Origin of the sequence: Ramlibacter pallidus (genome assembly GCF_015070875.1) — a bacterium.
In the GTDB taxonomy this organism is placed as follows: Bacteria; Pseudomonadota; Gammaproteobacteria; order Burkholderiales; family Burkholderiaceae_C; genus Ramlibacter; species Ramlibacter pallidus.
This window is the reverse complement of sequence record NZ_JADDIV010000004.1, coordinates 24659-47531: the sequence shown is the minus strand read 5'-3', so window position 1 is coordinate 47531 and position 22873 is coordinate 24659. Positions and strand designations below refer to the sequence as shown.

General features: G+C 72.4%; 21 protein-coding genes. 10 read left to right on the top strand and 11 right to left on the bottom strand.

Features of this window, described 5'->3' with window-relative positions; all coding sequences use genetic code 11:
• The first annotated feature begins 5 nt into the window (after nucleotides 1–5).
• Nucleotides 6–980 carry a PA2778 family cysteine peptidase gene (locus IM787_RS13335; RefSeq protein WP_193677178.1) on the top strand — a complete coding sequence of 325 codons (975 nt, stop codon included), beginning with the start codon at nucleotides 6–8 and terminating at the stop codon, nucleotides 978–980.
• On the opposite strand, the gene IM787_RS13330 is transcribed toward IM787_RS13335, so the two are convergent.
• Nucleotides 977–2029, bottom strand: a complete 1053-nt coding sequence (locus tag IM787_RS13330; protein WP_193677177.1) for a serine hydrolase domain-containing protein — start codon at nucleotides 2027–2029, stop codon at nucleotides 977–979. The two genes, IM787_RS13335 and IM787_RS13330, sit on opposite strands and share 4 nt — an antisense overlap.
• Before the next feature lie 68 nt (nucleotides 2030–2097).
• Here IM787_RS13330 and IM787_RS13325 point away from each other — a divergent pair, with 68 nt between their 5' ends.
• The 3 genes from IM787_RS13325 (at nucleotide 2098) to IM787_RS13315 (ending at nucleotide 4023) form a co-directional block, all read left to right on the top strand.
• Nucleotides 2098–2967 carry an NUDIX hydrolase gene (locus IM787_RS13325; protein WP_193677176.1) on the top strand — a complete coding sequence of 290 codons (870 nt, stop codon included), beginning with the start codon at nucleotides 2098–2100 and terminating at the stop codon, nucleotides 2965–2967.
• A 398-nt stretch (nucleotides 2968–3365) separates the two neighbouring features.
• Nucleotides 3366–3512 carry a hypothetical protein gene (locus IM787_RS13320; RefSeq protein ID WP_193677175.1) on the top strand — a complete coding sequence of 49 codons (147 nt, stop codon included), beginning with the start codon at nucleotides 3366–3368 and terminating at the stop codon, nucleotides 3510–3512.
• A gap of 7 nt (nucleotides 3513–3519) precedes the next feature.
• The gene (locus IM787_RS13315) at nucleotides 3520–4023 is read left to right on the top strand and encodes a DUF4864 domain-containing protein (protein WP_193677174.1); all 504 of its coding nucleotides are present in this window, start codon (nucleotides 3520–3522) and stop codon (nucleotides 4021–4023) included.
• A gap of 64 nt (nucleotides 4024–4087) precedes the next feature.
• Here the strand turns inward: IM787_RS13315 and IM787_RS13310 are convergent, their stop codons facing one another.
• The 5 genes from IM787_RS13310 to IM787_RS13290 form a co-directional block, all read right to left on the bottom strand.
• Nucleotides 4088–4420 carry a hypothetical protein gene (locus IM787_RS13310; protein WP_193677173.1) on the bottom strand — a complete coding sequence of 111 codons (333 nt, stop codon included), beginning with the start codon at nucleotides 4418–4420 and terminating at the stop codon, nucleotides 4088–4090.
• Nucleotides 4421–4547: 127 nt separating this feature from the next.
• On the bottom strand, nucleotides 4548–5063 hold the full coding sequence (locus IM787_RS13305) for a L,D-transpeptidase (RefSeq protein ID WP_193677172.1): 516 nt from the start codon (nucleotides 5061–5063) through the stop codon (nucleotides 4548–4550).
• Nucleotides 5064–5293: 230 nt separating this feature from the next.
• Nucleotides 5294–6187, bottom strand: coding sequence for a hypothetical protein (locus IM787_RS13300; protein ID WP_193677171.1), 894 nt, complete (start codon nucleotides 6185–6187; stop codon nucleotides 5294–5296).
• Nucleotides 6188–6286: 99 nt separating this feature from the next.
• Nucleotides 6287–6457: a hypothetical protein gene (locus IM787_RS13295; RefSeq protein ID WP_193677170.1), complete on the bottom strand. Its 171-nt coding sequence runs from the start codon at nucleotides 6455–6457 to the stop codon at nucleotides 6287–6289.
• Nucleotides 6458–6575: 118 nt separating this feature from the next.
• Nucleotides 6576–7493, bottom strand: coding sequence for a DUF808 domain-containing protein (locus tag IM787_RS13290; protein ID WP_193677169.1), 918 nt, complete (start codon nucleotides 7491–7493; stop codon nucleotides 6576–6578).
• A 44-nt stretch (nucleotides 7494–7537) separates the two neighbouring features.
• Between IM787_RS13290 and IM787_RS13285 the strand changes: the two genes are divergently transcribed.
• On the top strand, nucleotides 7538–7831 hold the full coding sequence (locus IM787_RS13285; RefSeq protein WP_193677168.1) for a 2Fe-2S iron-sulfur cluster-binding protein: 294 nt from the start codon (nucleotides 7538–7540) through the stop codon (nucleotides 7829–7831).
• Between the two features lie 11 nt (nucleotides 7832–7842).
• Here the strand turns inward: IM787_RS13285 and IM787_RS13280 are convergent, their stop codons facing one another.
• The gene (locus IM787_RS13280; RefSeq protein WP_193677167.1) at nucleotides 7843–8031 is read right to left on the bottom strand and encodes a hypothetical protein; all 189 of its coding nucleotides are present in this window, start codon (nucleotides 8029–8031) and stop codon (nucleotides 7843–7845) included.
• 114 nt (nucleotides 8032–8145) lie between these two features.
• Between IM787_RS13280 and IM787_RS13275 the strand changes: the two genes are divergently transcribed.
• Together IM787_RS13275 and IM787_RS13270 are read left to right on the top strand one after the other, a co-directional pair.
• Nucleotides 8146–8922 (top strand): c-type cytochrome, encoded by a 777-nt coding sequence (locus tag IM787_RS13275; protein WP_193677166.1) that lies wholly within the window; start codon nucleotides 8146–8148, stop codon nucleotides 8920–8922.
• A complete protein-coding gene (locus tag IM787_RS13270) occupies nucleotides 8919–10196 on the top strand; it encodes a c-type cytochrome (RefSeq protein WP_193677165.1) in 1278 nt (425 codons plus the stop codon). Before IM787_RS13275 ends, IM787_RS13270 begins: the two co-directional genes overlap by 4 nt.
• Nucleotides 10197–10211: 15 nt before the next feature.
• Here the strand turns inward: IM787_RS13270 and IM787_RS13265 are convergent, their stop codons facing one another.
• From IM787_RS13265 to IM787_RS13255, 3 genes are read right to left on the bottom strand one after another with little or no spacing between them, the layout of a single operon-like run.
• On the bottom strand, nucleotides 10212–16061 hold the full coding sequence (locus IM787_RS13265; RefSeq protein ID WP_193677164.1) for a GMC oxidoreductase: 5850 nt from the start codon (nucleotides 16059–16061) through the stop codon (nucleotides 10212–10214).
• 2 nt (nucleotides 16062–16063) lie between these two features.
• Complete coding sequence (locus IM787_RS13260) at nucleotides 16064–17839, bottom strand: ATP-binding protein (RefSeq protein WP_193677163.1); 1776 nt, start codon at nucleotides 17837–17839, stop codon at nucleotides 16064–16066.
• Nucleotides 17836–18495 (bottom strand): response regulator, encoded by a 660-nt coding sequence (locus IM787_RS13255; RefSeq protein ID WP_193677162.1) that lies wholly within the window; start codon nucleotides 18493–18495, stop codon nucleotides 17836–17838. The genes IM787_RS13260 and IM787_RS13255 overlap by 4 nt, the downstream gene beginning before the upstream one ends.
• Nucleotides 18496–18700: 205 nt before the next feature.
• Here IM787_RS13255 and IM787_RS21780 point away from each other — a divergent pair, with 205 nt between their 5' ends.
• The 3 genes from IM787_RS21780 (at nucleotide 18701) to IM787_RS13240 (ending at nucleotide 22114) form a co-directional block, all read left to right on the top strand.
• Entirely contained in the window at nucleotides 18701–19375 is a 675-nt protein-coding gene (locus IM787_RS21780; RefSeq protein WP_193677161.1) for a helix-turn-helix transcriptional regulator, read from the top strand.
• A 180-nt stretch (nucleotides 19376–19555) separates the two neighbouring features.
• Nucleotides 19556–21595 carry a carboxypeptidase regulatory-like domain-containing protein gene (locus IM787_RS13245; RefSeq protein ID WP_193677160.1) on the top strand — a complete coding sequence of 680 codons (2040 nt, stop codon included), beginning with the start codon at nucleotides 19556–19558 and terminating at the stop codon, nucleotides 21593–21595.
• Nucleotides 21596–21637: 42 nt separating this feature from the next.
• Nucleotides 21638–22114, top strand: coding sequence for a protein-tyrosine phosphatase family protein (locus IM787_RS13240; RefSeq protein WP_193677159.1), 477 nt, complete (start codon nucleotides 21638–21640; stop codon nucleotides 22112–22114).
• 10 nt (nucleotides 22115–22124) lie between these two features.
• Here the strand turns inward: IM787_RS13240 and IM787_RS13235 are convergent, their stop codons facing one another.
• Nucleotides 22125–22865: a PIG-L deacetylase family protein gene (locus tag IM787_RS13235; RefSeq protein ID WP_193677158.1), complete on the bottom strand. Its 741-nt coding sequence runs from the start codon at nucleotides 22863–22865 to the stop codon at nucleotides 22125–22127.
• Nucleotides 22866–22873: the final 8 nt, after the last annotated feature.

Genomic DNA, 22873 nt, shown 5'->3' with positions numbered 1-22873 from the left:
GGCGGATGCAGGCTCTCCTGCGCTTGTTCCGCGGCGCGCGGCTGCCCACCCTGTGGGCGGCCGTGCTGGCGCTGTCCGGCTGCGCGTCGCTGATCCCGCAGACCGTCGACCTGCGCACCCAATGGCCTGACGGCGTGCCGCGGGCGGTGGAGTTGTCGCAGGTCCCCTTCTTCCCCCAGGACGAGTTCCAGTGCGGCCCCGCCGCGCTCGCCACCGTGCTCACGCACGCCGGCAAGGGCATTCGGCCCGAGGCGCTGGTCGACGAGGTCTGGCTGCCGGCGCGCCGCGGCAGCCTCCAGCTCGAGATGCTGGCCACGCCGCGCCGCCATGGCCGCGTGAGCTACCGGCTGGAGCCGCGCTACGCGGACCTGCTGCGCGAAGTCGCCGCCGGCCATCCCGTGGTGGTGCTGCAGGACATCGGGCCTCTCCTCACGCAATGGCACTACGCCGTCGTCAACGGCTTCGACTACGAGACCGGCACGATCCTGTTGCGCTCGGGACTGCAGCAGCGCCAGCAGATGTCGTTCACCGCCTTCGAACGCACCTGGATCCCGGGCGGCTACTGGGCGATGGTGGTGGTGCCGCCGGACCGCATCCCCGCCACCGCCACCGAACAGCGCTGGCTCGACGCCCTGCTCGGCCTGGCGCGGGGCGGCGACGCGGAAGCGACCGTCCGCGGCTACACGGCGGCGTTGCAACGCTGGCCGGACAGCCTGCCGGCCGCCGTCGGCCTGGCCAACCAGCTGCATGCGCGCGGTTCGCTCGACGAGGCGGCGCGCGTGCTGCGCACGGCGCTGCAGCGGCACCCGCAATCGGTGATCGTGCTGAACAACCTGGCGCAGACCTTGTCCGACCAGGGCCGCCACGGCGAGGCGCTGGCGCTCATCCGCCGCGCCGACGACACGCAGAGCCCGTTCGCCGGCGAAGTGCGCGCCACGCGCCAGCTGATCGAGGAACGGATGCGCGCGCGCGGCGGTTAGCCGCGCAGGGCGCGTGCCACGCGGGTCACGAAGCCGGGTGCGCGGGCAGGGTCCAGCCAGCGCACCACGACGACCGCCTGGTGCACGGGATCCATCCACACGTAGTGCCCGCCGGCGCCGACCATGAACCAGCTCTCGCGCGTCGCGTCGGCGAACATTGCGCCGTCCCGGTTCAGCCAGGCCAGCCAGCCATAGAACGGCGCGATCGCGCAGGGTTGCTGCATGCGCCGCACCCAGCCGGGCGGCAACAAGGCCTGGCCGGCGTGGACGCCGTCGTCGAGCAGCAGTTGCCCGATGCGCGCCTGGTCGCGCGCGCTGATCGACACGCCGCCACCCCAGTGGCTGCCGCCCGGGACGGAGGGCATGCGCTGCCCGTCGATCTCCACCCATGCGTCGTCGTAGCCGACCCAGCGGAACCCCTCGCCGCCGCCGAGCGGCGCGAGCACGGCCTCCCGGAAGACCTCGGGCAAGGGACGGCGGAACAGGTGCAGCAGCGCCAGCGACAGCTGGTTGATCCGCACGTCGTTGTATTCCCAGTAGCGGCCCGGCGCCTGCAGGTCCCGGCGCTCGCCCTTGCGCCCCTGTGGCGGCTTGGGGTCGTGCGAAACCCGGCGGTGGTGCTCCACCTCGTCGGGCATGCCGAAGCAGCTGCCCTGCCACTCGCTGGTCTGCTCCAGCATGTGCGCCCACGTGATCGCGCGGTTGTGCGCATCGTCGAAGCCGATGCCGGGCAGGCGCGAAGCGATGGTTTCGGCCGGATCGAGCAGGCCGCGCGCGTGCGCCACGCCGGCCAGCAGCGCGAGGTAGGTCTTCGCCACGCTGAACGTCAGGTCGGCACGCGCCGGTTCGCCCCAGCTCGCGGCCTCCTCGCCGCGCAGGAAGACGACGCCGGAAACGCCGCCGCGCGCGTGCACCGGCCCGCGCAGCACGTTGAATGGCGGCGCGTCCGCGTGGTGCACGCCCCAGTGCGCAGGGTCGGCGGACGGGTCGCGCGGCCACGGCACCTCGTGGGACTGCGCGTGGACGATGGCTTCGCTGAAATCGGGCATGCGGCGAGCATACGACGCGTGTCGCGCCCTGGCGTGCGCGCGGCGCCCGCGCCTGCTAGCCTGCGGGCATGGAGCTGCAGACCTTCCACAACCACGGGCCCGCCGCGCCGTCCGCGACGGTGGTGCTGCTGCGCGACGGCCCGGGTGGGCTGGAGGTGTTCCTGCTGCGGCGTCACGCGCAGTCGGACGTGCTGGCCGGTGCGTTCGTGTTTCCGGGCGGCAAGCTGGACCCGGAGGACGCCGCATGGGCCACGCGCCTGGACCGGACGCCCGCAGACCTGCATGCCTTGCTGGGCGAACCCGATCTGCCACCCGGCGAAGCGGCCGGCCTTTTCGTCGCCGCCGTCCGCGAGCTGTTCGAGGAGACCGGCCTGCTGCTGGCCGATGCCACGCCCGAACAAGCGGCGCGGGCGTGGGCGGCATTGCGCGGGGGGCTGCGCTTCGACGCGGTGCTGGCGCCGCTGGGTGTGACGCTCACGGCGAGCGCCCTGCTGCCCTGGTCACGCTGGGTCACGCCCACCATCTCCAGCGTCGTGCGCAAGCGCTTTGACACGCGCTTCTTCGTCGCGACCGTTCCGCCGGGACAGCATCCCGTGCACGACGACCACGAGGCCACGGAGAGCCTGTGGCTGCCGCCGCGGGAGGCGCTGCGCCAGTACTGGCACGGCGGCATCGAGTTGGCGCCGCCGCAGATCATGAGCCTGGCGCATCTCGCACGCCACCGGAGCGTCGCAGGGGTGTTCGCGGCGGCCCGCGCGCGCCGGCCGCCCTGCATTCGTCCGCAGCCCAACGACGTGGACGGGGTGCGCGTGCTCTGCTACCCCGGCGATCCCTGGCACCCCGAGGCCGAACAGTTGCTGCCCGGCCCCACACGGCTGTCGTGGCGCAACCGGCGCTTCGAGCCGGACGGAGGCCTGGCCGAACTGACCGGCGACTGAAGCGGCCTGCGGCTCCCACAACCCGGGCCTGCGGCGGCCTACAGGCGCTCGCGCGCGCCGCCTGCGCACGTTCCGAGCCCCGGGGCCTCCAATCACGCAAAGCCAGCCGGCTTCCGCGCTTTGACGACAGGTATCGGGCTTTCCGCTTCCGCAGGCGAACAAGCGAGAACATTGTCCAGTGGGCCGGCTGGCTTCCCCTTGCGGAAGGCTGCATGAGCCTGCGCACTGCGGAAGGCTGCATGAGCCTGCGCACTTTTCCCGCGTCCGGCCCCCTTGTCCAGCCACCCTCAACGCCGCGCTTGCGGCTCCCACGTGCCACCGGGAGCTTCGCCTACAGGGCGCATCCCGCTGCGGACCTACCCTGACTGGCGTCACACATCCACCCGCCCGGAGCTTCGATGAGCCCCCTGATGATGCGCTTCTTCACCCTCGTGGGCATCGCCCTGGCGGCCGCCAGCATGCAGCTGAAGGCGCGCGCGGAAGTCCCGGCCGGTGCCGGGGTGCAGCACGTCCAAACCCTTGCCGCTTCGTGGCACATCCGCTGAGGTCCTCGTGCAGATCGACTCCCAATCTCCGTCCACGCCGCTGCGCAAGCACCGGTTCGGCCTCCGCACCCCGGCCACCGCGTGGTCGCTGATCTTCACTGCCGTGCTGTTCGCCGGCGTCTTCACCTCCGAGCCGCCGCAGGCGGCCGCGCCCCGGGCCGCATCGGTGCAGGTGGTGCAGCAGGTCGTGCAGCAGCAGTTGCAGGCGCTGTCGGCGCAGGACGCCACGCGCGCGTTCGCGCTGGCCGACCCGGACCTGCGCACGCAGTTCGGCACGGCGGAAAGCTTCCTCGACACCGTGCGCGAGCAATATCCCATGCTGATGCAGCCGGCGACCGTGCTGTTCCTGAAGCCGGAGACCGACGGCACGATCGCGATGCAGAAGGTGCGCATCACGGACGTCGAAGGCGCGTCCTGGTCCCTGACCTACCTGCTGAACCGCCAGCAGGACAACCAGTGGCGCATCAGCGGGTGCGTGGTCACGCCCGAAGGCAAGCAGATCCTGACCTGAGGTTGCGTCCAGCCAAGAAAAAAGCGCGGGAGTCCCGCGCTTTTTCATGGTCTGCGTTCCGCTTTTAGTTGCGGTCGGCGCGGGCGCGGCGGGTCGTGGTGGCGCCGGTGTCGGAAGACATCGTGCCGCTGCCGGAGGTCGCGCCGGCCGTGGAGCCGGAGCTCATGGTGCCGGAGGACGTGCCCGTGCTGCCGGCGGTGCTGCCGGCCGTGGAGCCTTGCGCAGCCGTGCCGCTGCCGCCGGGGGTACCGGTGGAGCCCATGGGCGTGCTTTGCGAGCTCTGCTGGCCCTGGCCCACGGCGGGGTTGGACGCCGGCTGGGGCGGGGTGCCTTGGGCGAAAGCCAGGCTGAAAGTGGCGGCGGCCGCGACGGCGGTCAGGATCTTGAGCGAGGACATGTCAGGACTCTCCTTGGTGTTGGGTGCTAATTCCCTGGCATTGATGCCAGACCCCCAAGATAGAGAGACGCCGCTGAGGCAACGTCAGTGCCGCCCGCACCCGCATGTCGGACGGAGGCGCATCGGCTCAGACTTCGTCGAGCGCGCGGAACACCTGCTGCAGCGATCGCGTTTCCGGCAGCACGTACACGACGCTGCGGCCGGCACCGAGCACGCGCTCCACCACGTCCGTGTAGAACGCGACCGGCACGACGACGCAGCCCCACGAGACGCGCTTGTCGCTGGCATCCCCATGGGCGAGGCGCGTGGAGCGGGCCTTGTAGGCGAAGCCCGGCCGCAGCCGGTGGATCGCGAACGCGCTCTGGTAGTCCACCCACACCACGTGCTCGCCCTTGTCGTTGTGGCCCGGCATGGCTTCGAAGCGGCCCGCCGGCGTGGTGCGCTCGTCCGGACCGACGTCGCCGGTCTGGGCACGCTGCCCGACGCCCGGGACGGTGTGGTCGCCGATGGTGCTGCCCAGCAGGGCCTGCGAATGGCCGGCGAGGCGGCCGTCGGCATGGAAGACGTAGAGGTGCGCCGCGCGCTTGTCGACGACGGCGAAGGGCCGGCCGCGCGGATCGCCGGTCTTCAGCGCCCAGGTCACGAGGTGTCTTGCCGGTTGTGACGGCTCCGCCGCACTGAACTCCCGCAAGGCGGCGAGAACAGGCTGCGAGACCGCAGCCCAAACCCAAGCCGTCCCACCGGCTGCAGTCCGCAGCCACCGGCGCCGATCCAACATCCGAGTCCCCTCTGCCGAGCTCTCGTGGCTCGACAGTGGGAGATGCTAGCAAGCGCGGCCGTGGCGCCGCAAGAGGTGGAAAGGTAACAGCCGGGCTAGCGGGCCTGCTGCAGCGCGACCCGCTGCATGCCTTCGCGCTCGCGGCCGGCCTGGTTCTGCGGCGCGAGCACGTCGTAGGCACCGAACACCTGCTGCACGGTCTTGACCTCCGGCAGCACGTAGACGATGGCGCCGTGCCTCTGCACGGTGGGGCTCAGCACGTTCTCGTAGAACGAGACCGGCAGGTTGACGCACCCGAAGGACACCCGGTTGTCGTCGACGGTGAGCGAGGCCAGCCGCTCCAGCCGGCGTTCGCTGGCGTTGGTGGGGCGGATGCGGTGCATCGACACGGCGGCGTCGTAATCGACCCACACGATGTCCTCGTTGCTGGTGTTGCGGCCCGGTTCGGCGATGAACCGGCCGGCCGGGGTCGTCTTCTCGAAGGGCTTGATCGCCGACAGGGGCTTGTCGCCGATGCCGGGGAAGGAGTCGTCGCCGCGGGCGGACCCCAGCAGGGCCGGCGCGCTCTCCACCAGCTTGCCGTCCGGCGCGAACACGTAGACGCGCGCGTCCTTCTTGTCGATCACGACGAAGGCGTTCTGCTTGTGGTTGCGGGTGTGCACCGCCCAGTTGGCGACCAGGCGCGCATCCGCCGTCGGTTCCTCGCCGCGGAAGTCGGCGAGCCGCATGCCCGGCTTGCTCGGGGCCGGCAGGGCCGGACCTTCCGGCGTGGCGGCGGGACTCTCCGGCTGTGGGGGCACGGGGGCCGGCGGCGCCACGGCCACCTGCGCCGGAGGCTGCGGCGCCTCGGGCTTCTGCACCATGCGCAGCGCCGGGATCAGGACCACCAGCAGCGCGATGCCGATCAGCACGCCCTTCTTGAGGGCATCGGTGAACTCGGCGGACGGGGCGTCCTCGCGCGGGGTGTCTTGGCGGTGGGGGTCTTGCATGGTCGGTGGTTCCCGGCTGGAGGCGCCAGCTTAGGCAGCGCCGCGGCGGCGGCGCGTGCGGCAGTTCAGGCACCCGCTGTAGGAGTGCCGCTTCGCGCTTTAGTTCGCTTCGCCGGGCCCGGAAGCTTCCTGGCCCCAGCGCTCGATCTGCAGCGACGGGTCGGCGCATTCGCAGCCGAGGGCGTAGTCGATGTCGTCGAACGTGGGCATGGCGGCCATGGACACCGGCATGGCGGCATCGGACGGCGTGGACGGCTGCATTTCAGGCATGGCGGCTCTCCCTCTATCGAAGAGCCATTGTTCGGTGCGGGTCGCCCTGCGCTTATCCGCGCACCGCGCGAGGCAGCGTAGGAGGGTGCCTACGCATGAGCAACCGCCCTAAGGGTCTTCACGCAGGCAGGGCCGATTTGCCGCGCATCTTGCGGATGGCGGCATACAGGGCCACGAGGATCGCGCCCGCCGTAAGGCCAACCACCGCATCCACCAGCATGCCGGCCGGCACGCTGAAGGCGCCCGCGCCCGAGGTGATGCCCTCGGCCAGGTGGTGCAGCGCGGGAATGCCGTGTTCCAGGATGCTGCCGCCCACCAGGAACATCGCCGCGGTGCCGGCGACGGAGAGGAACTTCATCATCCACGGCGCGGCGCGGAGGATGCCGCGGCCGATCGCCTTGGCCGCCGAGGACGCGCGCCGCGTCAGGTGCAGCCCCAGGTCGTCCAGCTTCACGATACCGGCCACCAGCCCGTACACGCCCACCGTCATCAGCAGCGCGATGCCGACGAGCACCGCGACGCGCGTGACGAAGTCCTGGTCGGCGACGGTGCCGAGGCTGATGACGATGATCTCGGCGGAGAGGATGAAGTCCGTGCGCACCGCGCCCTTGATCTTTTCCTTCTCGAACTCCTTCATGTCGACCTGCGGGTTGGCGGCTGCCTCGATCAGTTCCTTGTGGTGCTGCTCGTCCTCCTGCCGGCTGTGCAGGAACTTGTGCGCCAGCTTCTCGGCGCCTTCGAAGCAGAGGAAGGCGCCCCCGACCATGAGCAGCGGCGTCACCGCCCAGGGGGCGATCGCGCTGATGGCCAGCGCCGCGGGGACGAGGATGGCCTTGTTGACCATCGATCCCTTGGCGACGGCCCACACCACCGGCAGTTCGCGGTCGGCCAGCACGCCGGTGACCTGCTGCGCGTTCAGCGCCAGGTCGTCGCCGAGCACGCCCGCCGTCTTCTTGGCCGCCACCTTGGTGAGGACGGAAACGTCGTCGAGGATGGTGGCGATGTCGTCGAGGAGCGCGAGCAGGCTGGTGGCCATGGGAGGGTTGCCGTTGTGGTTGTCGCGCTGATTATGATCAGGCCATGACCGAAAAGGGGCCGGACGACGGCCCGTTCCGCGTGACGGTGCGCCCGGCCGGCACCACTTTCGAGGCCGATGCGGGACGCACGCTGCTGGCTTCCGCGCTGCTCGCCGGCGTGGAAGGTCTGCCGAATTCCTGCCGCAACGGCACCTGCCGTGCCTGCCTGCAGCCGCTGCATCGTGGCGAGGTTGCCTACCGGATCCCGTGGCCCGGCCTGCTGCCCGAGGAACGCACCGGCGGCTGGGTGCTGCCGTGCGTGGCCTTTCCCCGGTCCGACATCGAACTCGGGGGCTGAACGCAGCGGCGCTAGTAGTTGCCCGTGCGGTACGGGCTGCGCGGCACGTACTTGTGCTCGCCGTCGGGGATGGGCTCCGCCTTCGGGTCCGGCTTGTGCTGGACCGCGTTGGTGCCCTCGCCGCCCGCGGGCGGCCGGCGCCGTGCGCGAGGCGTCTCGGCCTGCGGCTTCGGCTTGCTCGAACGTCGGTAGAGGTTCATGCGGCCACCTTAGGAGCCGCACCCCGAGCAGGTTGTAGGACTCGGACCATGACCATGTCGTCCGCGCGCCGACGACACGGTGTGCGGCTGCCAACAATGGCATAGTCGCGCCCCATGCGCGGCCTGCTTCTTTCGTTCGCCCTTGCCCTGTGGCTCGCCACGGGGGCCTCGGCGCAGCCCGCCCCGTTCCGCGACGACATGGCGCAGCGCACCCTCGCGTGCACGGTGTGCCATGGGCGCGAGGGGCGCGCCGGCCCGGACGGCTACTACCCGCGCATCGCCGGCAAGCCGGCCGGCTACCTGTACAACCAGCTGCTCAATTTCCGCGAAGGCCGGCGGCACTACGGGTTGATGGCCGGACTGCTGGACACGCTGTCCGACGAATACCTTTACGAGATGGCGCAGCACTTCGCGCGTCTCGACCTCCCCTACCCTGCGCCGCACGCGGCTGCCTTTCCCGCCGAAGTCCTGCAGCGCGGACGCGAACTCGCGCTGCAGGGCGACGCGGAGCGCCGCATCCCGGCGTGCGCGGCCTGCCACGGCAAGACGCTCACCGGCGTGCAGCCGAACACGCCGGGGCTGCTCGGGTTGCCGCGCGACTACCTGAACGCGCAGCTCGGCGCGTGGCGCACGGGGCAGCGCCGGGCGCTGCCGCCCGACTGCATGGGCGAGATCGCGCGCCGGCTGGCGCCCGAAGACCTGTCCGCGGTGACCGCGTGGCTCGCGTCCGAACCGCTGCCGAAGGATGCGAAGCCGGTGGCGGCCGGCCCGGTCCCGGCGAAGGCGGCACCGCGCCGCAAGGGCCGCACGGCGCAGCCGGCGGCGGCACCGGAGCCGCCGCCGATGCGCTGCGGCTCCGCCCAGCCGCCGGTGGCGGGGACGGGCCGATGAAGCGCTTCCTGCTGTTCCTGCTGGTTCTGGTGGCCGTGCTGGCCGGCATCGTCTGGCTCTACAGCTTCCAGGGGGCGCAGCGCGTGCTGGACACCGCGCCACGCACCCCGCCCGCGCCGGAACAGGTGGCGCGCGGCGCCTACCTCGCCCGTGCCGGCAACTGCATGCTGTGCCACACCGAGCGCGGCGGTGCGGCGTACGCCGGCGGCCGGCCGCTGGAGACGCCGTTCGGCACGGTGTACGCCAGCAACCTCACCCCCGATGCCGAGACCGGCCTGGGCCGTTGGTCGGCGGGGCACTTCCGGCGGGCGCTGCACGAGGGGCGCTCCCGCGACGGCAGGCTGCTCTACCCGGCCTTCCCGTACACGCACACGACGCGCGTCACGGCCGCCGATTCCGACGCGCTGTTCGACTACCTGCGCAGCCTTCCCCCCATCAACAAGCCGAACCGCGCGCACCGCCTGCGCTGGCCGTACAACACGCAGGCCGCGCTGGCGGTCTGGCGCATCCTCTACTTCAAGCCCGAGACCTTCGCCGAGGACCCGTCGCGCACGCCCGAATGGAATCGCGGCGCCTACCTCGTGCAGGGCCTGGGCCACTGCGGCGCCTGCCACACCGCGCGCAACGCGCTGGGCGGCACGCGCGACGTGATGGACCTGTCCGGCGGCCTGATCCCGATGCAGAACTGGTATGCCCCGTCCCTGGCATCCGCCACGGAGGCCGGCGTGGCCGACTGGCCGCTGCAGGACATCGTGCAGCTGCTCGGCACGGGCACCGCCCCGCGCGCAAGCGTCTCCGGCCCGATGGCCGAGGTCGTGCTGCACAGCACCCAGTACCTCGAGCCGGCCGACCTGCGGGCCATGGCGGTGTACCTGAAGGCCTTGCCTCCGGCGCCCGGCGACAGCGACCCGCGCGAAACGCCGCGGGCGGCGCCCGACGTGCTGCAGCGGGGAGGCAAGCTGTACGAACAGCACTGCGCCACTTGCCATGGCGCGCAGGGCGAAGGCGTGAAGGGCGCCTACCCGCGGCTGGCCGGCAACCGCGCGGTCACGATGCCCGAGACGACGAACCTGGTGCAGGTCGTGCTGCACGGCGGCTACGCACCCGCCACCCGCGGCAACCCGCGGCCCTTCGGCATGCCGCCCTTCGCCACCACGCTGTCCGATGCGGATGTCGCGGCCGTCGTCACGTACCTGCGCAGCGCATGGGGCCACCGCGCGGCGCCGGTATCGGAGCTCGCCGTGACGCAGCAGCGCAGCAGCTTCAGGCCGTGAAGGGCGCGGGCCCCGCTACGGCAAGGTAATCGCCGGCCATTGCACCTGCTGCCAGCCGGTGCCCTGCTCCAGGTCGATGAGTTCGCCGCCGAAACGCACCTCCCAGCCGGTGCCGACGGGGACGAACTCCAGCGCGCCGTAGCCGGACCCGTCGCGCGGGGGCGCGCCAGGCAGCGCCTGCACGCTCAGCAAGCCCGCTGGGGTGGGGACCGGCTCCGGCAGGAAGAGGTCTTCCGGCCTCGCGTTGGCGTACACCAGCGGCGCGTGCAGCGGTGGCGCCACGATCGCCGCGCCGATGCGCCGGCCCGCCAGGCAGATCTCCCCGGCGAAGCTGACGTGGTAATCGCCCGAGACCAGGACGAAACGCCCCGGCACCCATTGGGCCAGCTGGCCGAGCAGCCATGCGCGCTCCGCCGGTGCGGCCTGCATCGTGTCCTGCGGGCCCGCGTTGGCCGGGTCGGCGCCGGGGTGCAGGCCCGGCGCGACGACGCTGCCCGTCACCAGGCAAGCGAGGACGCCGTCGGCGGCGCACCGCTGCACCCAACGTGCGAAGGCGTGCCGCGCCATCCAGTGCAGCGTGCGGACTTCGCCGTTGCGCTGCCGGCGGCGCCAGGTGCGCGTATCGAGGACGAAGAAGCGCACGCCCCCGCGTTCGACCTCGCAGTAGCCGAACCGCCGCGCGGTATCGGGCAGCTGGGCCAGCTGGTAGGCGGACAGGGTCTCGGCCGCGAAGACGCGCGCCGCCCGTTCGCGGCGGCGGGCCTGCCGCTTCTCGGCCCGCGTGCGCGGCGACGCGCGCCGCAGCAGCGGCCGCCCGAGCGGGTAGGCGTCCACGAACTCGTGGTCGTCCGGCACGCAGAGGGTGGGCACGCTGGAGAACAGGCGGCGCGCGGCGCGGGTCGTGAACGCCTCCTGGTGGCGGAACAGGAAGCGCTCCACCGGACTCAGTGCATCGACCAGTCCCGCGGTGCGGTCGGCATAGATCTGGTCCCCGAGCATGAACAGCAGCTCCGGCCGTGCCGGCCCGCGCCGGCCGCGCACGAGTTGCTCCAGCCGGAACAGGGCTTCGTCCGCGCGCTCGCGCTCGAAAGGGAACCCGGGGTAGCGGCAACACCCGAGTGCGACGCGCACGGGATCGCCCGGCTGCGGCTGCGCGAGCACGTGCCGCGACAGCCTGGCCTTCATGGTGAAGCGGTGGCGCGGGAAGCGCAGGCGCTGCGACAGCGTCGGCGGGAAGGGGCGCTCGGACTCGGCACGCCGGTCGCGCTCCCACTGTTCGGCCGCCGCCACCGCCTGCTCCAGCACGGCCACCGGCGGCAGGGCCAGCGCCGGCCCGTCGAAGGCGTACGCGAAGCACTTCACCAGCAGGTGCCGCCCCGGCGTGAAGCCGGACACGTCGATGCGCCCGTGGGCGACGCGCACGCCGACCAGCGGGTCGCGCGCCGGCACCTGGTAGCTCCCGTCGCGCGCGGGGACGGCCACGGGCATGCTGCGGATCGCGAGCGGCACGGCCCGCGCGGTGGCGGGACGGTCCCACTCCTGCACCAGCGCGACCGCGCCGTGGGGGACTGCCTCCATGTCGTCCACGACGAAGGAGATGCCGGCCGTGCGCTTGCCCCCCACGTCCAGCAGCGGGCCGAGGAAGGGCCCCGACTTCGGGAAGTGCACGCGGATCTGCGCCGGCGGCACCGCCGGGGGCGGCAGCGGGTGCGCATGCGGCATGGCCCATTCCGCCTCCAGCAATGCCGCCATGCGTTCGTAGGCGCACGCAGCCTCGCCGGGCCGGCGCACCCCCGCGTGCTCGCCGAGCAGCACGTCGACGTGGCCGTAGTCTTCGAGGATGTCGCACACCCGGCCGGTGCCGCCCACGCCGTAGCGCTGCGCCCAGCCCGGATGCAACCGTGCGTATTCATCGGCCGAGCGCCGCGCGCTTTCCGCGTCGAACAGGTCGTTGTGGGCACCGTGCACGAAGCGCACGGGCATGGCCAGGTGGCGCCGCATCGCATCGTCGGTCGCGAAGACGTTGAAGCCGTCTTCCGAGCACAGGCGCTCGTAGCGGAAGAACTTCGCGCCCTGCGCGAACAGCCGGATGCTGCCCGCGCCGAAGAACCGCGGCAGTTCGCGGTGCGTCGCCAGGTTCAGGTTGCGGTGGAGGTACATGCCGCCCAGCAGGAAGCGGATGCGGCGGCAGGTCGCGCAGTCGTCGTCGGCGTGGTGGGCCCGGCCCTCTTCGGGACAGCGCTCCCCGTCCGGCACCGGCAGTGCCGCGAACAGCCGGTCCGCCAGGGACTCCACGACGGAAGCCACCGGACCGCGCACGCCCAGCGGCAGCATCGTCCGCCCCGCGAGGTCGCGCACGAAGGCCGGCACCCACATCTTCGATTGCGCGGCGCGCGAGCCCACGATGAAGGGATGGGTCTGCGACGTCACCAGGCCGGCCAGCTTCGGCATGAGGGGGAGGTCGCCGCGGGCGTCGGCGAACGCCGCCGCGGCCGGGATGCCGTGCGAGAGCTTTCCGCCCAGCAGCCCGATCAGGAAGGAGGCAGCACCCATGCATTGCCCGAAGCCGTAGACCTGCAGCGGCGCCGCGCCATGCACGGCGAGTTCCTTGTCGAGGGTGCGCAGCATGAAGTCGACCGCGGCGGGCGCGTCGATGAGGCCCAGCTGGTCCACCGTGCAGGGCTCGATCCCGGCGAGCGTGCGCGAGCTCATGCGCGAGTCGAGGATCCAGACCTCCCAGCCCTGGGCGTAGAAGTGTTCCGCCAGGTTGCGCTGCGTGGTCTTGAAGGTGAAGGAGAGGCCCGACATGTCGAAGGCGTGCGTGAGCAGCACGGACTTCGCGCGCCGCACCGGCTGGCCGCACCAGCTGCCCTGCTGGCAGTCCGGCGCCCCGCCGGGCCGCGCATAGCGCCACAGGCGCAGTTGCAGCCGGTCGCGCGCGGGGCGCTCGGTGCCGTCGTCGCTGGAAGAGAGACCCGCCGGCACGCGCAGCACGAACTCGGCCGGCTGCAGCAGGGGCCGGCCCGGGGCCACGCGCAGCCCGACATCGAGGTCGGAGGCGGTGTCGCGCGCGGGGTCGTCCGAGTACGTCGGCAGGCGGAACTCCAGCAGGCGGGACTGCAGCAGGTAGCGCGCGACGAAAGCCGGATAGGCGAACGCGGAGAAGGCGGCCGAGGTGCTGTCGCCGCCGCCGAGGACGCGCAGCGGCGTGCGCTGCAGCGCCTGCTGCAGGTCGAAGTCGAAGCGGCCGGCGGCGTCGCTGCAGGCGCGCGGCCACCACGCCGGCCGGCGCCGCGTGTCCAGGCGCAGGTCGGGGCAGGTCAGCTGGTCCAGCAGGCTCGCGCGCAAGTCGCCGGGACGCACCGGGACGCCGGCGCGCCGGGCACCCGTGAGACGCTGCCACGCGTGGCAGGCGATCTCGGTCCACGAAGCGGCGTAGGTGATCTTCTTCGTGCCCCGCAGCCACAGGTCGGCGGGCGCCCCTTTCGCCCTGCCCACCGGCGCGAGGTGCAGGTCGTAGCGGACGTAGCGAACCTCGGTCGCCAGCCACGCGACCAGGACGCCGGCCTTCCACGACAGCGACGTCTCGCCCGGCCGGCGCCTGGCCTCGCGCCAATCGCGCCAGCCGCGCAGGACCAGCCACGTGAGTGCCACCGGCAGCAGGCGCAGGACGCGCCGCAAGTTCGCGAAACGCGGGTCGCGGCTGAACAGTTCGACGTGGCCGCCGTCCACCGCGTACGCCAGGCGGCGAGGCTTCCGGGCCGTCTTTTCGACCAGGCGCAGCGTCCCCTCGATCGCTTCCATGCGGTGCCCCGGGGCATCCCACACCGCGGACCAGTCCGCCGACCCGATGGACAGCGCGAGGTCGCTCTCCACTTCGTCGACGCCGAGGGCCGCGCGCAGGCGTCCGCGCAAACGCAGGCTCTTCGCCTCGAGCCGCTCGATCAGGTCGATGCGCATGGGCGCCTCGAAAGCGCGCGCGACCGCCTGCGGCCTGCGGGTCCCCCCTGCGGGGCGGGCACCCGGGGCGGGGATCTTCAAGGCGCCGCCGCGGCGGCGGTACGCCATCGCGCGCTCCGCCAGCGCGGTGATCGTCCAGAGCGGATTGCAGCCGAGCGAGGTGGGGACGATGGAGCCGTCCAGGACGTAGAGGTTGTCCCAATGCCGGTTCGGTGCGCGCCAGACGCGGCCCGCGTGGTCGACCACGCCGTCCTCGAAGCGGTCACCCATCGGGCAGCCGCCCAGCGGGTGCACGCTCATCAGCGTCGCCGGCGGCAGCTCGCCATCCGCCGCGGCCGACAGGTCGGGGCGGATCATCTGCCAGGTCGGGGGGTGCAGGTGCACGCCGTCGCCGTCCTGCGCGGCGTCGAACAGCTGCTGCTGGCGCCGGAACGTCGGCTCGCGTTCGGGGTGTTCCCAGTACGGCACCACGCCGTCCATCTCGGGCAGCCACACCAGCCGGCCGCGCGAACCGTCGTGGCCCATCACGAGGAGCATCTGGGTGTGTTCGGACAGCTTGCGCGTGGCCGCCAGCGGCTCCGCCCCTGCGTTCGCCCGCGGCGCCCGCGCGAGGAAGCGCAGGCTCCACGCGGTGGCGAGCAACTCGCGGTACACGCCCGCCAGCGCGCCGGGCGCCGCCCCATCCTGCACCACCACCCGCTGGTCGATCTCGCGGCGTCCGCGCAGGTCGAGGACGGACGTGATGGTCGGGCCCACGGGGGCCGCGGACGGCGATGCGCCGGCGCCGACGCCGTGCACGGGCTCGCGCCGGTCCGCCAGCACGCTGAGGCTGTCGCCGTTGCCGCTCAGGCGCGTGCCCAGCGCCGGCGACAGGGAGAAGAAGGAATGGATCTGCCGCGACCGCGCCAGCAGTTCCGTGCTGCCGAAGGTTCCGGCCGCGACCACCACGAGGCGGGCCCGCAGCTTGCGCCCTTCGCCGAAGACGGCCTGGCTGCGGCGCAGCGCGTGGCGTTCCTTCTCCGCGGGCAGGACGCTCAGCATCCACTCCTTCACCTCGTCCTTCCCCTTGGCCAGGACCGGCACGATCGCGTAGACGAAGGCGGACGTCACCAGGGCCGCGCCGCGCGCCCGCGCATCCGCCAGGTAGTTCGTGGTGAGCGTCTTCTTCGCCCCGTCGACGTTGCAGCCGGTGAAGCAGTCGCCGCAATGCCGGCACTTGTCCATGGCGATGGTGAGGCGGGCGCGCCGGGCGCGGAAGTCCACCTCCCGGTCCGGCTTGCCGCGCACGTCCGCGGTGCCGCGCTGCATCGCGCCGCCGATGCGGTGCAGGGTCTCGGCCTTGGGCAGCACGGAGAAAGCGGGTGGCGGCCCACCGCCCGGCGCGGGCGGGTCGCGGAAGATCTCCCCCTGCAGCATGCCCTGGGCCCGGGCGAAGGCCGCGCGCAGGCCCAGCCGCTCGCCGCCCGGGGTGCACAGGCGGTCGTCCAGGCCATGGCGGATCTCCGCCGGCCATCCGGGCTGGGCGAACACGTCGGCGTCGGGCCGCATCATCACGCCCGCGTTGATCAGGCTGCCGCCGCCGAGGCCGTTGGCCACCAGCGAGACCATGCCCTGGCCGATGCGGAAATCGAAGAGGCCACCCACGCTGCCCATCGTGCCGTCGAAGCCGTTGGCGCGGACGAACTTCGGCAGTTGCCCGAAGTCGTTCGGGAAGTCGCCGGGGAGGAACTCGGAGCCGCGTTCGAGCACGAGCACGGAGCGTCCCTCCTCGGCCAGGCGCAGCGCGGCCACCGCGCCGCCGTAGCCCGAACCGATCACGACGGCGTCGACATGGACGGGGTCCTGGCCGCGAACGCCCTGTTCCTCGAACCAGTCGGAAAACGGCTGCGAGATCGACCCGGACATGCTCACCTCCTCAATGCAACCCCGATCTCCCGTGCCAGGACGGCCGGGCGCACGGGCTTGTGCAGCAGCGGCAGGCCCGATCGCGCAGCCTGCTCGATCCGGGCCGGCGCCGTGTCCCCAGTGATGAGGATGACAGGCAGCCCGCGATGCGCCACGCGCAGCGCCTGCGCGGTGCGGATGCCGTCCTCCCCGTCGCGCAGCCGCAGGTCGCACAGGCACAGCTGGCATTCGCCCTCCGCCTGCTGCGCCAGCACGCCCTGGGCCTGCACCAGGCCGTCGGCCTCGTCGACCTCGGCGCCCCAGGCGCGCAGCTGTTCGCGCATGGAGGCGCGCACCAGCGCCTCGTCGTCGATGACCAGCACCCGCCGCCCCTGCAGGTCGACACTGCCCGGAAGCTGCTCCTCGCCCGCCACGCCGACCTCGTCCGCGGCCGTGAACGGCAGGCTCAGGGCGAACGTGCTGCCCTGCCCGGGCGTCGACTGCAAGTGCACTTCGCCGCCCATCAGGGCGGCGAGCCGCGCCACGATGGACAGGCCGAGGCCGAGGCCCTTGCTCTGGTCGCGCTCGGTGTTGCCGACCTGGTAGAACTCCTCGAAGACCAGCCCGAGCTGCTCCGCCGGAATGCCCTGCCCCGTGTCGGAGACGCTGAACACGAGGCGGTCGTGCTCGCGCGCCGCCCCGAGGGTGATGCAGCCCTGCACCGTGAACTTGCAGGCGTTGTCCAGCAGGTTGCGCAGGCAGCGTTCGACGTGCACCGGATCGAACACGGCGGAAACGTCGGCCGCCGTGGCCATCACCTCGATCGGGCGGTTGGAGACCACGCCCGCCGTCTCGGCGGCGAGCCGTTCGACGAAAGGCTTGACGGCCACGGGCTGCACCGCCACCGACACGATGCCGGCGTCGAGGCGGGAGATGTCGAGCAGGTTGTCCAGCAGCTTCTTGAGGATGTCGCTGACCGCGGCGATGTTGCTGGCGATCGTGCGGTGCTGCTGCGTCTGCGCGGTGGCGCCGAGCACGCTGCTGAAGAGGCCCAGCGCGTGCACCGGCTGGCGCAGGTCGTGGCTGGCGCTGGCGAGGAAACGCGACTTCGCGCGGCTGGCTTCTTCCGCCTTCTGGCGCGCGAGCTCGGTGTGCGCCTTCTCGCGGCGCAGCTGCTCCACCACGCGTTCGCGCTCGAAGCGGATCTCCACGGAACGCTCGAAGACCTCGCCCAGGTGGCGGGACAGCCTGACCATCAGGCCGCCGAACACGACCAGCGTGACGACGACCACCCAGGACGGGCCGTCGCCCAGCACCGCCCAGTCGAAGACCAGGGGCGGCAGCGCCAGCGCGAGCACGCACAGGTAGCCGGTGCGGTACGAGGCGAAGGTCGCGGCCCCGGCGGTGAGCGACAGCAGCGACATCACGGTGAGCGCGGCGCGCGCTTCCACCGACAGCGCGGCGAAGAAGGCGAGCGGCAGCGCGCCGGTCCAGGCGCCGTTGAACAGCGCGAAGTGCAGGTAGCGCCGCAATGCCGCGGCATCGGGCGCGACCTCGTTGCGCAGCACGCGGCGGCTGAAGCGGATGCGCAGGATCGCCGGCCCGAGGTACGCCGCGATCCAGATCGCCACCTGCCAGCGCGACGCCTCGGAGGCAAGGACGACGCCAATCAGGATGGCGCCGACGAAGGTGGACACCGCGGCGCCGGACGACTGTTCGGCGAGCAGGCGCACGCGCTCGCGCAGCAGCGGGACGTCGGCCTCGGGCGGGACGCCGGCGGCGGCGGCGCCGCCGCTCAAGCCTCGAGCTCCTGCGGGCCGATCTCCAGCCGCGCCAGCGCGAAAACCGCCTGCGTGCGGTTGCTGACCTTCAGGGCGTCGAAGACGGCCGACAGGTGCGTCTTGACGGTGGCTTCGCTGATCCCCAGCTCGCGCGCGATCACCTTGTTCGGCTTGCCGTAGGCGAGTTTCGCCAGAACCTGCATCTGCCGCTCGGACACGCCGAGCTCCTGCATGCGCTGCTTCGGCGTGAGGTCGCGCGCGTGCGCCGCCCGCCGCCCCGTCTCCGTCAGGCAGACCTGCGGGATGGTGATGCCGCCGTTCAGGACGACGCTCAGCGCCGCACGCAGCGTCTCGGCATCCGATTGCTTCTGGATGAAGCCCATGGCGCCGGCGTCGATGGCCTTCCACACGACCTGCAGGTCCTCGCTGCCGGACAGCACCACGATGGGCGGCGTCTCGTGCTGCCGCATGTGGAGCAGCGCGTCGAGGCCGGTCATGCCCGGCATGTGGAGATCGAGCAGGACGAGGTCGATGGCCGGCTCGCGGCGGATCGTGGCCAGCGCTTCGACGACGGAGGAGGCGTGGAGGACGTCCATCTCCGGATGCAGGTGGTGCAGCAGGAGGTCCATGCCGGTGCGGAACAGGGCATGGTCGTCGACCAGGAGCAGTTTCATGCGGACTTCCGTTGTTCGGGGGCATTCTCCCGGCGCGGTCCACGAACGGCAAGTGCGCGGCATCGGCCGTTCGTATGAGTGCGCGCCCGCCTCCCGGCCGATGGCCGGCCCGCCGTCCGGCCCGGCGCTGTTCGTGCGCCTGGACGAGCCGCGCGCGGCCTGCCTCGCCTAGCCTTGCGCCACCCGAAACAACGAAGGCAAGGCAGTGGACGGCACCCTCTTCTCCCCTCCGGCCGCACCCGGATCGCGGCGCTACCCGCACCCCGCATTCCCCGACGCGCCCGACACGGCGGACCCGGCGCCGCTGGCCCACTGCATCACGCGGGTGCTCGACGAGATCGACTACGGCGTCATCCTTCTGTCTTCCGCCTTCTCGGTCGCGCACCTGAACCACGCGGCACGCCGCGAGCTCGCCGGCGGCCACCCGCTGCGGCTGGCGGGCGGCCACCTGTACGCGCGCAGCGCGGAGGACGACGCCCTGCTGGCGGCGGCACTCGCCGCGAGCCGCGACCAGGGCCTGCGCCGCATGCTCACCTTCCAGCACGGCGAGCGCCGGTGGATGCTCGCCGTGGTGCCGATGGCCGGAGGGGGCGCCGGCCCCCTGTCGCTTGTCGTCCTGGGCAAGAGCGCCGCGTGCGAAACGCTTTCGGCCGACGGCTTCGCGCGCTGGTACGGCCTGACGCAGGCGGAAGCCGCGGTGCTGCTGGCGCTGTCCACCGGCCTGCGCCCGGGCACGATCGCCCAGCGGCAGGGGGTGGCGCTTTCGACGGTGCGCACGCACATCGCGCGCATCCGCGACAAGACGGGCGCCGCGAGCATCGCCGAACTCCTGGACATGATCGCGCGGCTGCCCCCGCTGGTGGGCGCGCTGCGGGACTGATCGCGCCGTGCCGCACCGGAGGTTCGCCCCATCCGTCCTTCCGGTGAGGCGCCCTCCACCTTCCGCAGCATCCGCGCTCCGCCTGGCGGCGATGTCATCCCGATTGCGGACGTCCCGGCGCGCAGGCCCGCCTATCGTCCGCCGCGTCCACCACGGACGTCCATTCGAAAGGGGCTCATCATGATCTGCAGGTTGCTTGGAACAGCGTTCCTCGCATGCGCGCTGGCCGCATGCGGGGGCGGAGGCGGGGGCGGCGACACGCCGCCGGCACCCGAAAAGGCCGACATCGCCGGCATCGCGGCCACCGGTGCGCCGTTCGCCGGCGCGGTCGTCACCCTCTACGACCGAAACGGCCGTGCGGTGCAGACCGCGGACGTCGGCGCCGACGGGAGCTACACCTTCACCATCCCGGCCGACACACCGGCCCCTCTGGTGCTGGAAGCCGTGCGCGACGACGTGACGCTGGTGAGCACCTTCGCCGAAACGCGCAGCACCCGCCTGAACATCACGCCGCTCACGACGGTGATCGCCGCGCGGCTGTCGCCCGACGGCGACCCGCGCAGCCTGCGCACCGACCCTTCGCAGGTCACCCCCGAGCGCCTGGCGAAGGAAGTCGAGGAGCTGGTCGCCGTCCTCCAGCCCCTGGTGGACGCCGTGGGCAACCCGGTGGACCCGTTGACGGGCACCTTCAGCGCGGACGGCACCGGCCACGACCGCGTGCTGGACTCGCTGAGCGTCAGCATCCGGCCTTCCGGGACCTTCTCCAACATCGAGATCGCCGTGCGCGTGGCGAGCGACGATCCCGTGACGCTGCCGTTCACGAGCAACGGCGAGCTGCCCGCGCCGCTGCCGGACATCGCGCCCGGCACCCTGCCCCCGGTGGGCATCGCGCAGATGATCGCGGACCTGACCACGCGCCTGACCGCGTGCTATGCGGTGCCGCTCGAGCAGCGCGTGAACGGCGCGACCTCCAGCTCCACCAACGTCACCGGGACCGCCGCCGACGTCGTCGCCCCGGCCTGCCGCACGCTGTTCGTGGGTGACGACCCTGCCAACTTCCTGAACAACGGTTTCCGCGTGGGGCGCGATGCGAACAACAACGGCGCCTTCGCGGGCCTGTTCCGCCGCGGCGCGACGGGCGTGGTGTTCGACAACGGCCAGCTGGAATTCCTGCGCAACAACGCCGAGGCCGACGTCGTCTTCAGCTACCGCAGCCGCGACGCCGCCGGCGCCGTCACGCACGACACCCTGGTCGCCCGCACTGCCGGCGGCACGCTGAAGCTGGTCGGCAACCAGTACGCCTACAACGCCCGCGTGCGGCCGTGGGTGGTGGACCGCGAGTTCCTGAACCAGGCGCAGGCCAGCTACCTCGGGGTCGGCTACAACGTGTGGATCGCCAACCAGGTCGTGTCCGGCACGCCCGTGTTCAGCAAGGTCGAGGTCACCGCGCCCAACGGCGAGAAGTTCACCTTCAAGCCGCTGGCCGGCCGCACGGAGCTGGCCGCGGTGCGGGGGGACGGCAGCCTGTCCAACTCCAGCGTGCTGATGCTGGCGGGCCGCTTCAAGTCGGCCTCGCAGCCGGGCGCGCCCTCCGACTTCGAGACGGGGTTCAACTGGGCCGCGCCGGCCTACACCGAGGACCGCATCAAGGCCGTGCCGGAGCAAGGCACCTGGAAGCTGGAGTTCTTCCATGCCGACGCCGCGCAGGCCAACGTGGTCCAGCACCACCGCACGATCTCCCGCGCGCCGACGCTGGCGGAAGCCGCGCTCATGCCGATGGCCGACCTGACCCCGCAGGCGAAGGACGAGATCCGCGCCGACACGTCGACCTACGGGGTCGCCCTGTTCGGCCCGCCCAGCGCGTCGGCACCCAACACGGCGGACCTGAGCGTCGCCGGCGGCGGTGACTTCTGGACGGTTCCCGCCGGCGCGGCGGCCCCCACCAGCATCTCCGTGTACGGCCGCGGGCCCGACCCCGACGGCTCCGGCCCGCTGCGCGGACCGGCCTTCGACGACCGGGTGACGGTGCCCCAGTCCGCCCGCAAGGCGCTGATCACCTGCACCACCCTCAGCGTCGGTGACACCCACTGCGACAACGCCACCGGCGTGAACCAGTACGCGCAGGGCAGCACGATCTCCGTGCTCGAGCTGTGGGCCCTGGCGCCGCGCGGCGTGGAGATTTCCCGCAGCCCGGCCTTCTGGTACCCGCTGCCCCGCTGACGCGAGGCGCCACCGCGAGGGACATGCCGCCACAATGGCGGCATGTCCCTTCGTCGCGTCCGCCTGCCTTCCGACCTGCCCGGCCAGCTCTGGCTCGGCCCCATGCCGGGACGCTTCACGTCCTGGGGCAGCTTCCAGCAGCAGGCCCAGGGGTGCGAACTGTCGGTGGTCGTGTGCCTCACGCCGCGCCCCGAGATGCAGGAGCTCTCGCCCGAATACCACGCCGCCGTCGCGGGCGGCCGGCTGCCGTTCCGGTGGCTGCAGCTGCCGATGCGCAACTTCGGCGTGCCCGACGATCCGGCGGGCTTCCGGCGCGAAGTCGAAGCGCTCGCGCAGGGCGTCCGCCAGGGCGACCGCGTGCTGCTGCACTGCGCCGCCGGCATCGGGCGCACCGGCACGGTGGCCGCCTGCGTGCTGAAGGCGCTCGGCCTGGAGGCGAACGAAGCGATGCAGCGCGTGCGCGACGCCGGTTCGAACCCGCAGAACGCGGAGCAGTCCGGCGTCGTGCGGTGGTTCTGAAGCCGGTGACCTAGCCCTGCGCGGCCGGCAGCAGCTCGAACGCCTCGGCGTAGGGCGCGTCGATGGCCAGCGAACGCGCGGCTTGCCGGTTCACTTCCAGCACCCGGGCATCGAAGCCTTGGCCGCGCGTGCGCAGGTTGCGCTCCTGCTGCGAGCGGTGGCAGCGCAGCAGGCGAGCCTTCCACGCGGCCTCTTCCTCGCCGAAGCCGAGATACAGGTCGACGCGCATCGCCACCGTCTTCGCATCCTGGTTCAGGCAGGCCCACGCATGCAGCCCGAGATCCGCGGCCACGGCACGCGCGGCCTCGAACGTGCGCCGGTGCGTTCGGTTGCTGTCGTTGCCGTGCGGCAGGAACAGCAGGTGCGCCGCCTTCCGCTCCGCCATCCAGGCGAGCAGCCGGGCGTGGCCGCCGTCGGTCCCTTCCCACAGGCGCAGGAACTGCAGGCGGTCCGGCGGCAGCCCGAACAGCGCGCAGCTCTCGCGCTGTTCGGCCTCGCGCAAGGCCGCCTTCTCCGCATCGTCGCGCGCTCCTTCGAAGCCGGTCTCCACGCCGCCGGTCCCGCGGGTCAGCACCGCGACGTGCAGGGCATGACCCTGCGCCTGCAGGTGCCGCAGCGTGAGCGCGATCGCGTCGAAGTCGTCCGGGTGCGGCGCCAGCACGAGGATCTCGCGTGCCGGCGGCAGCGTGAGCGTGCGCAACGAATACGGCCCGTCGCCGGGCCGCAGGGGTTCGAGGAAGGGGCCTTGCATCGGCCCCG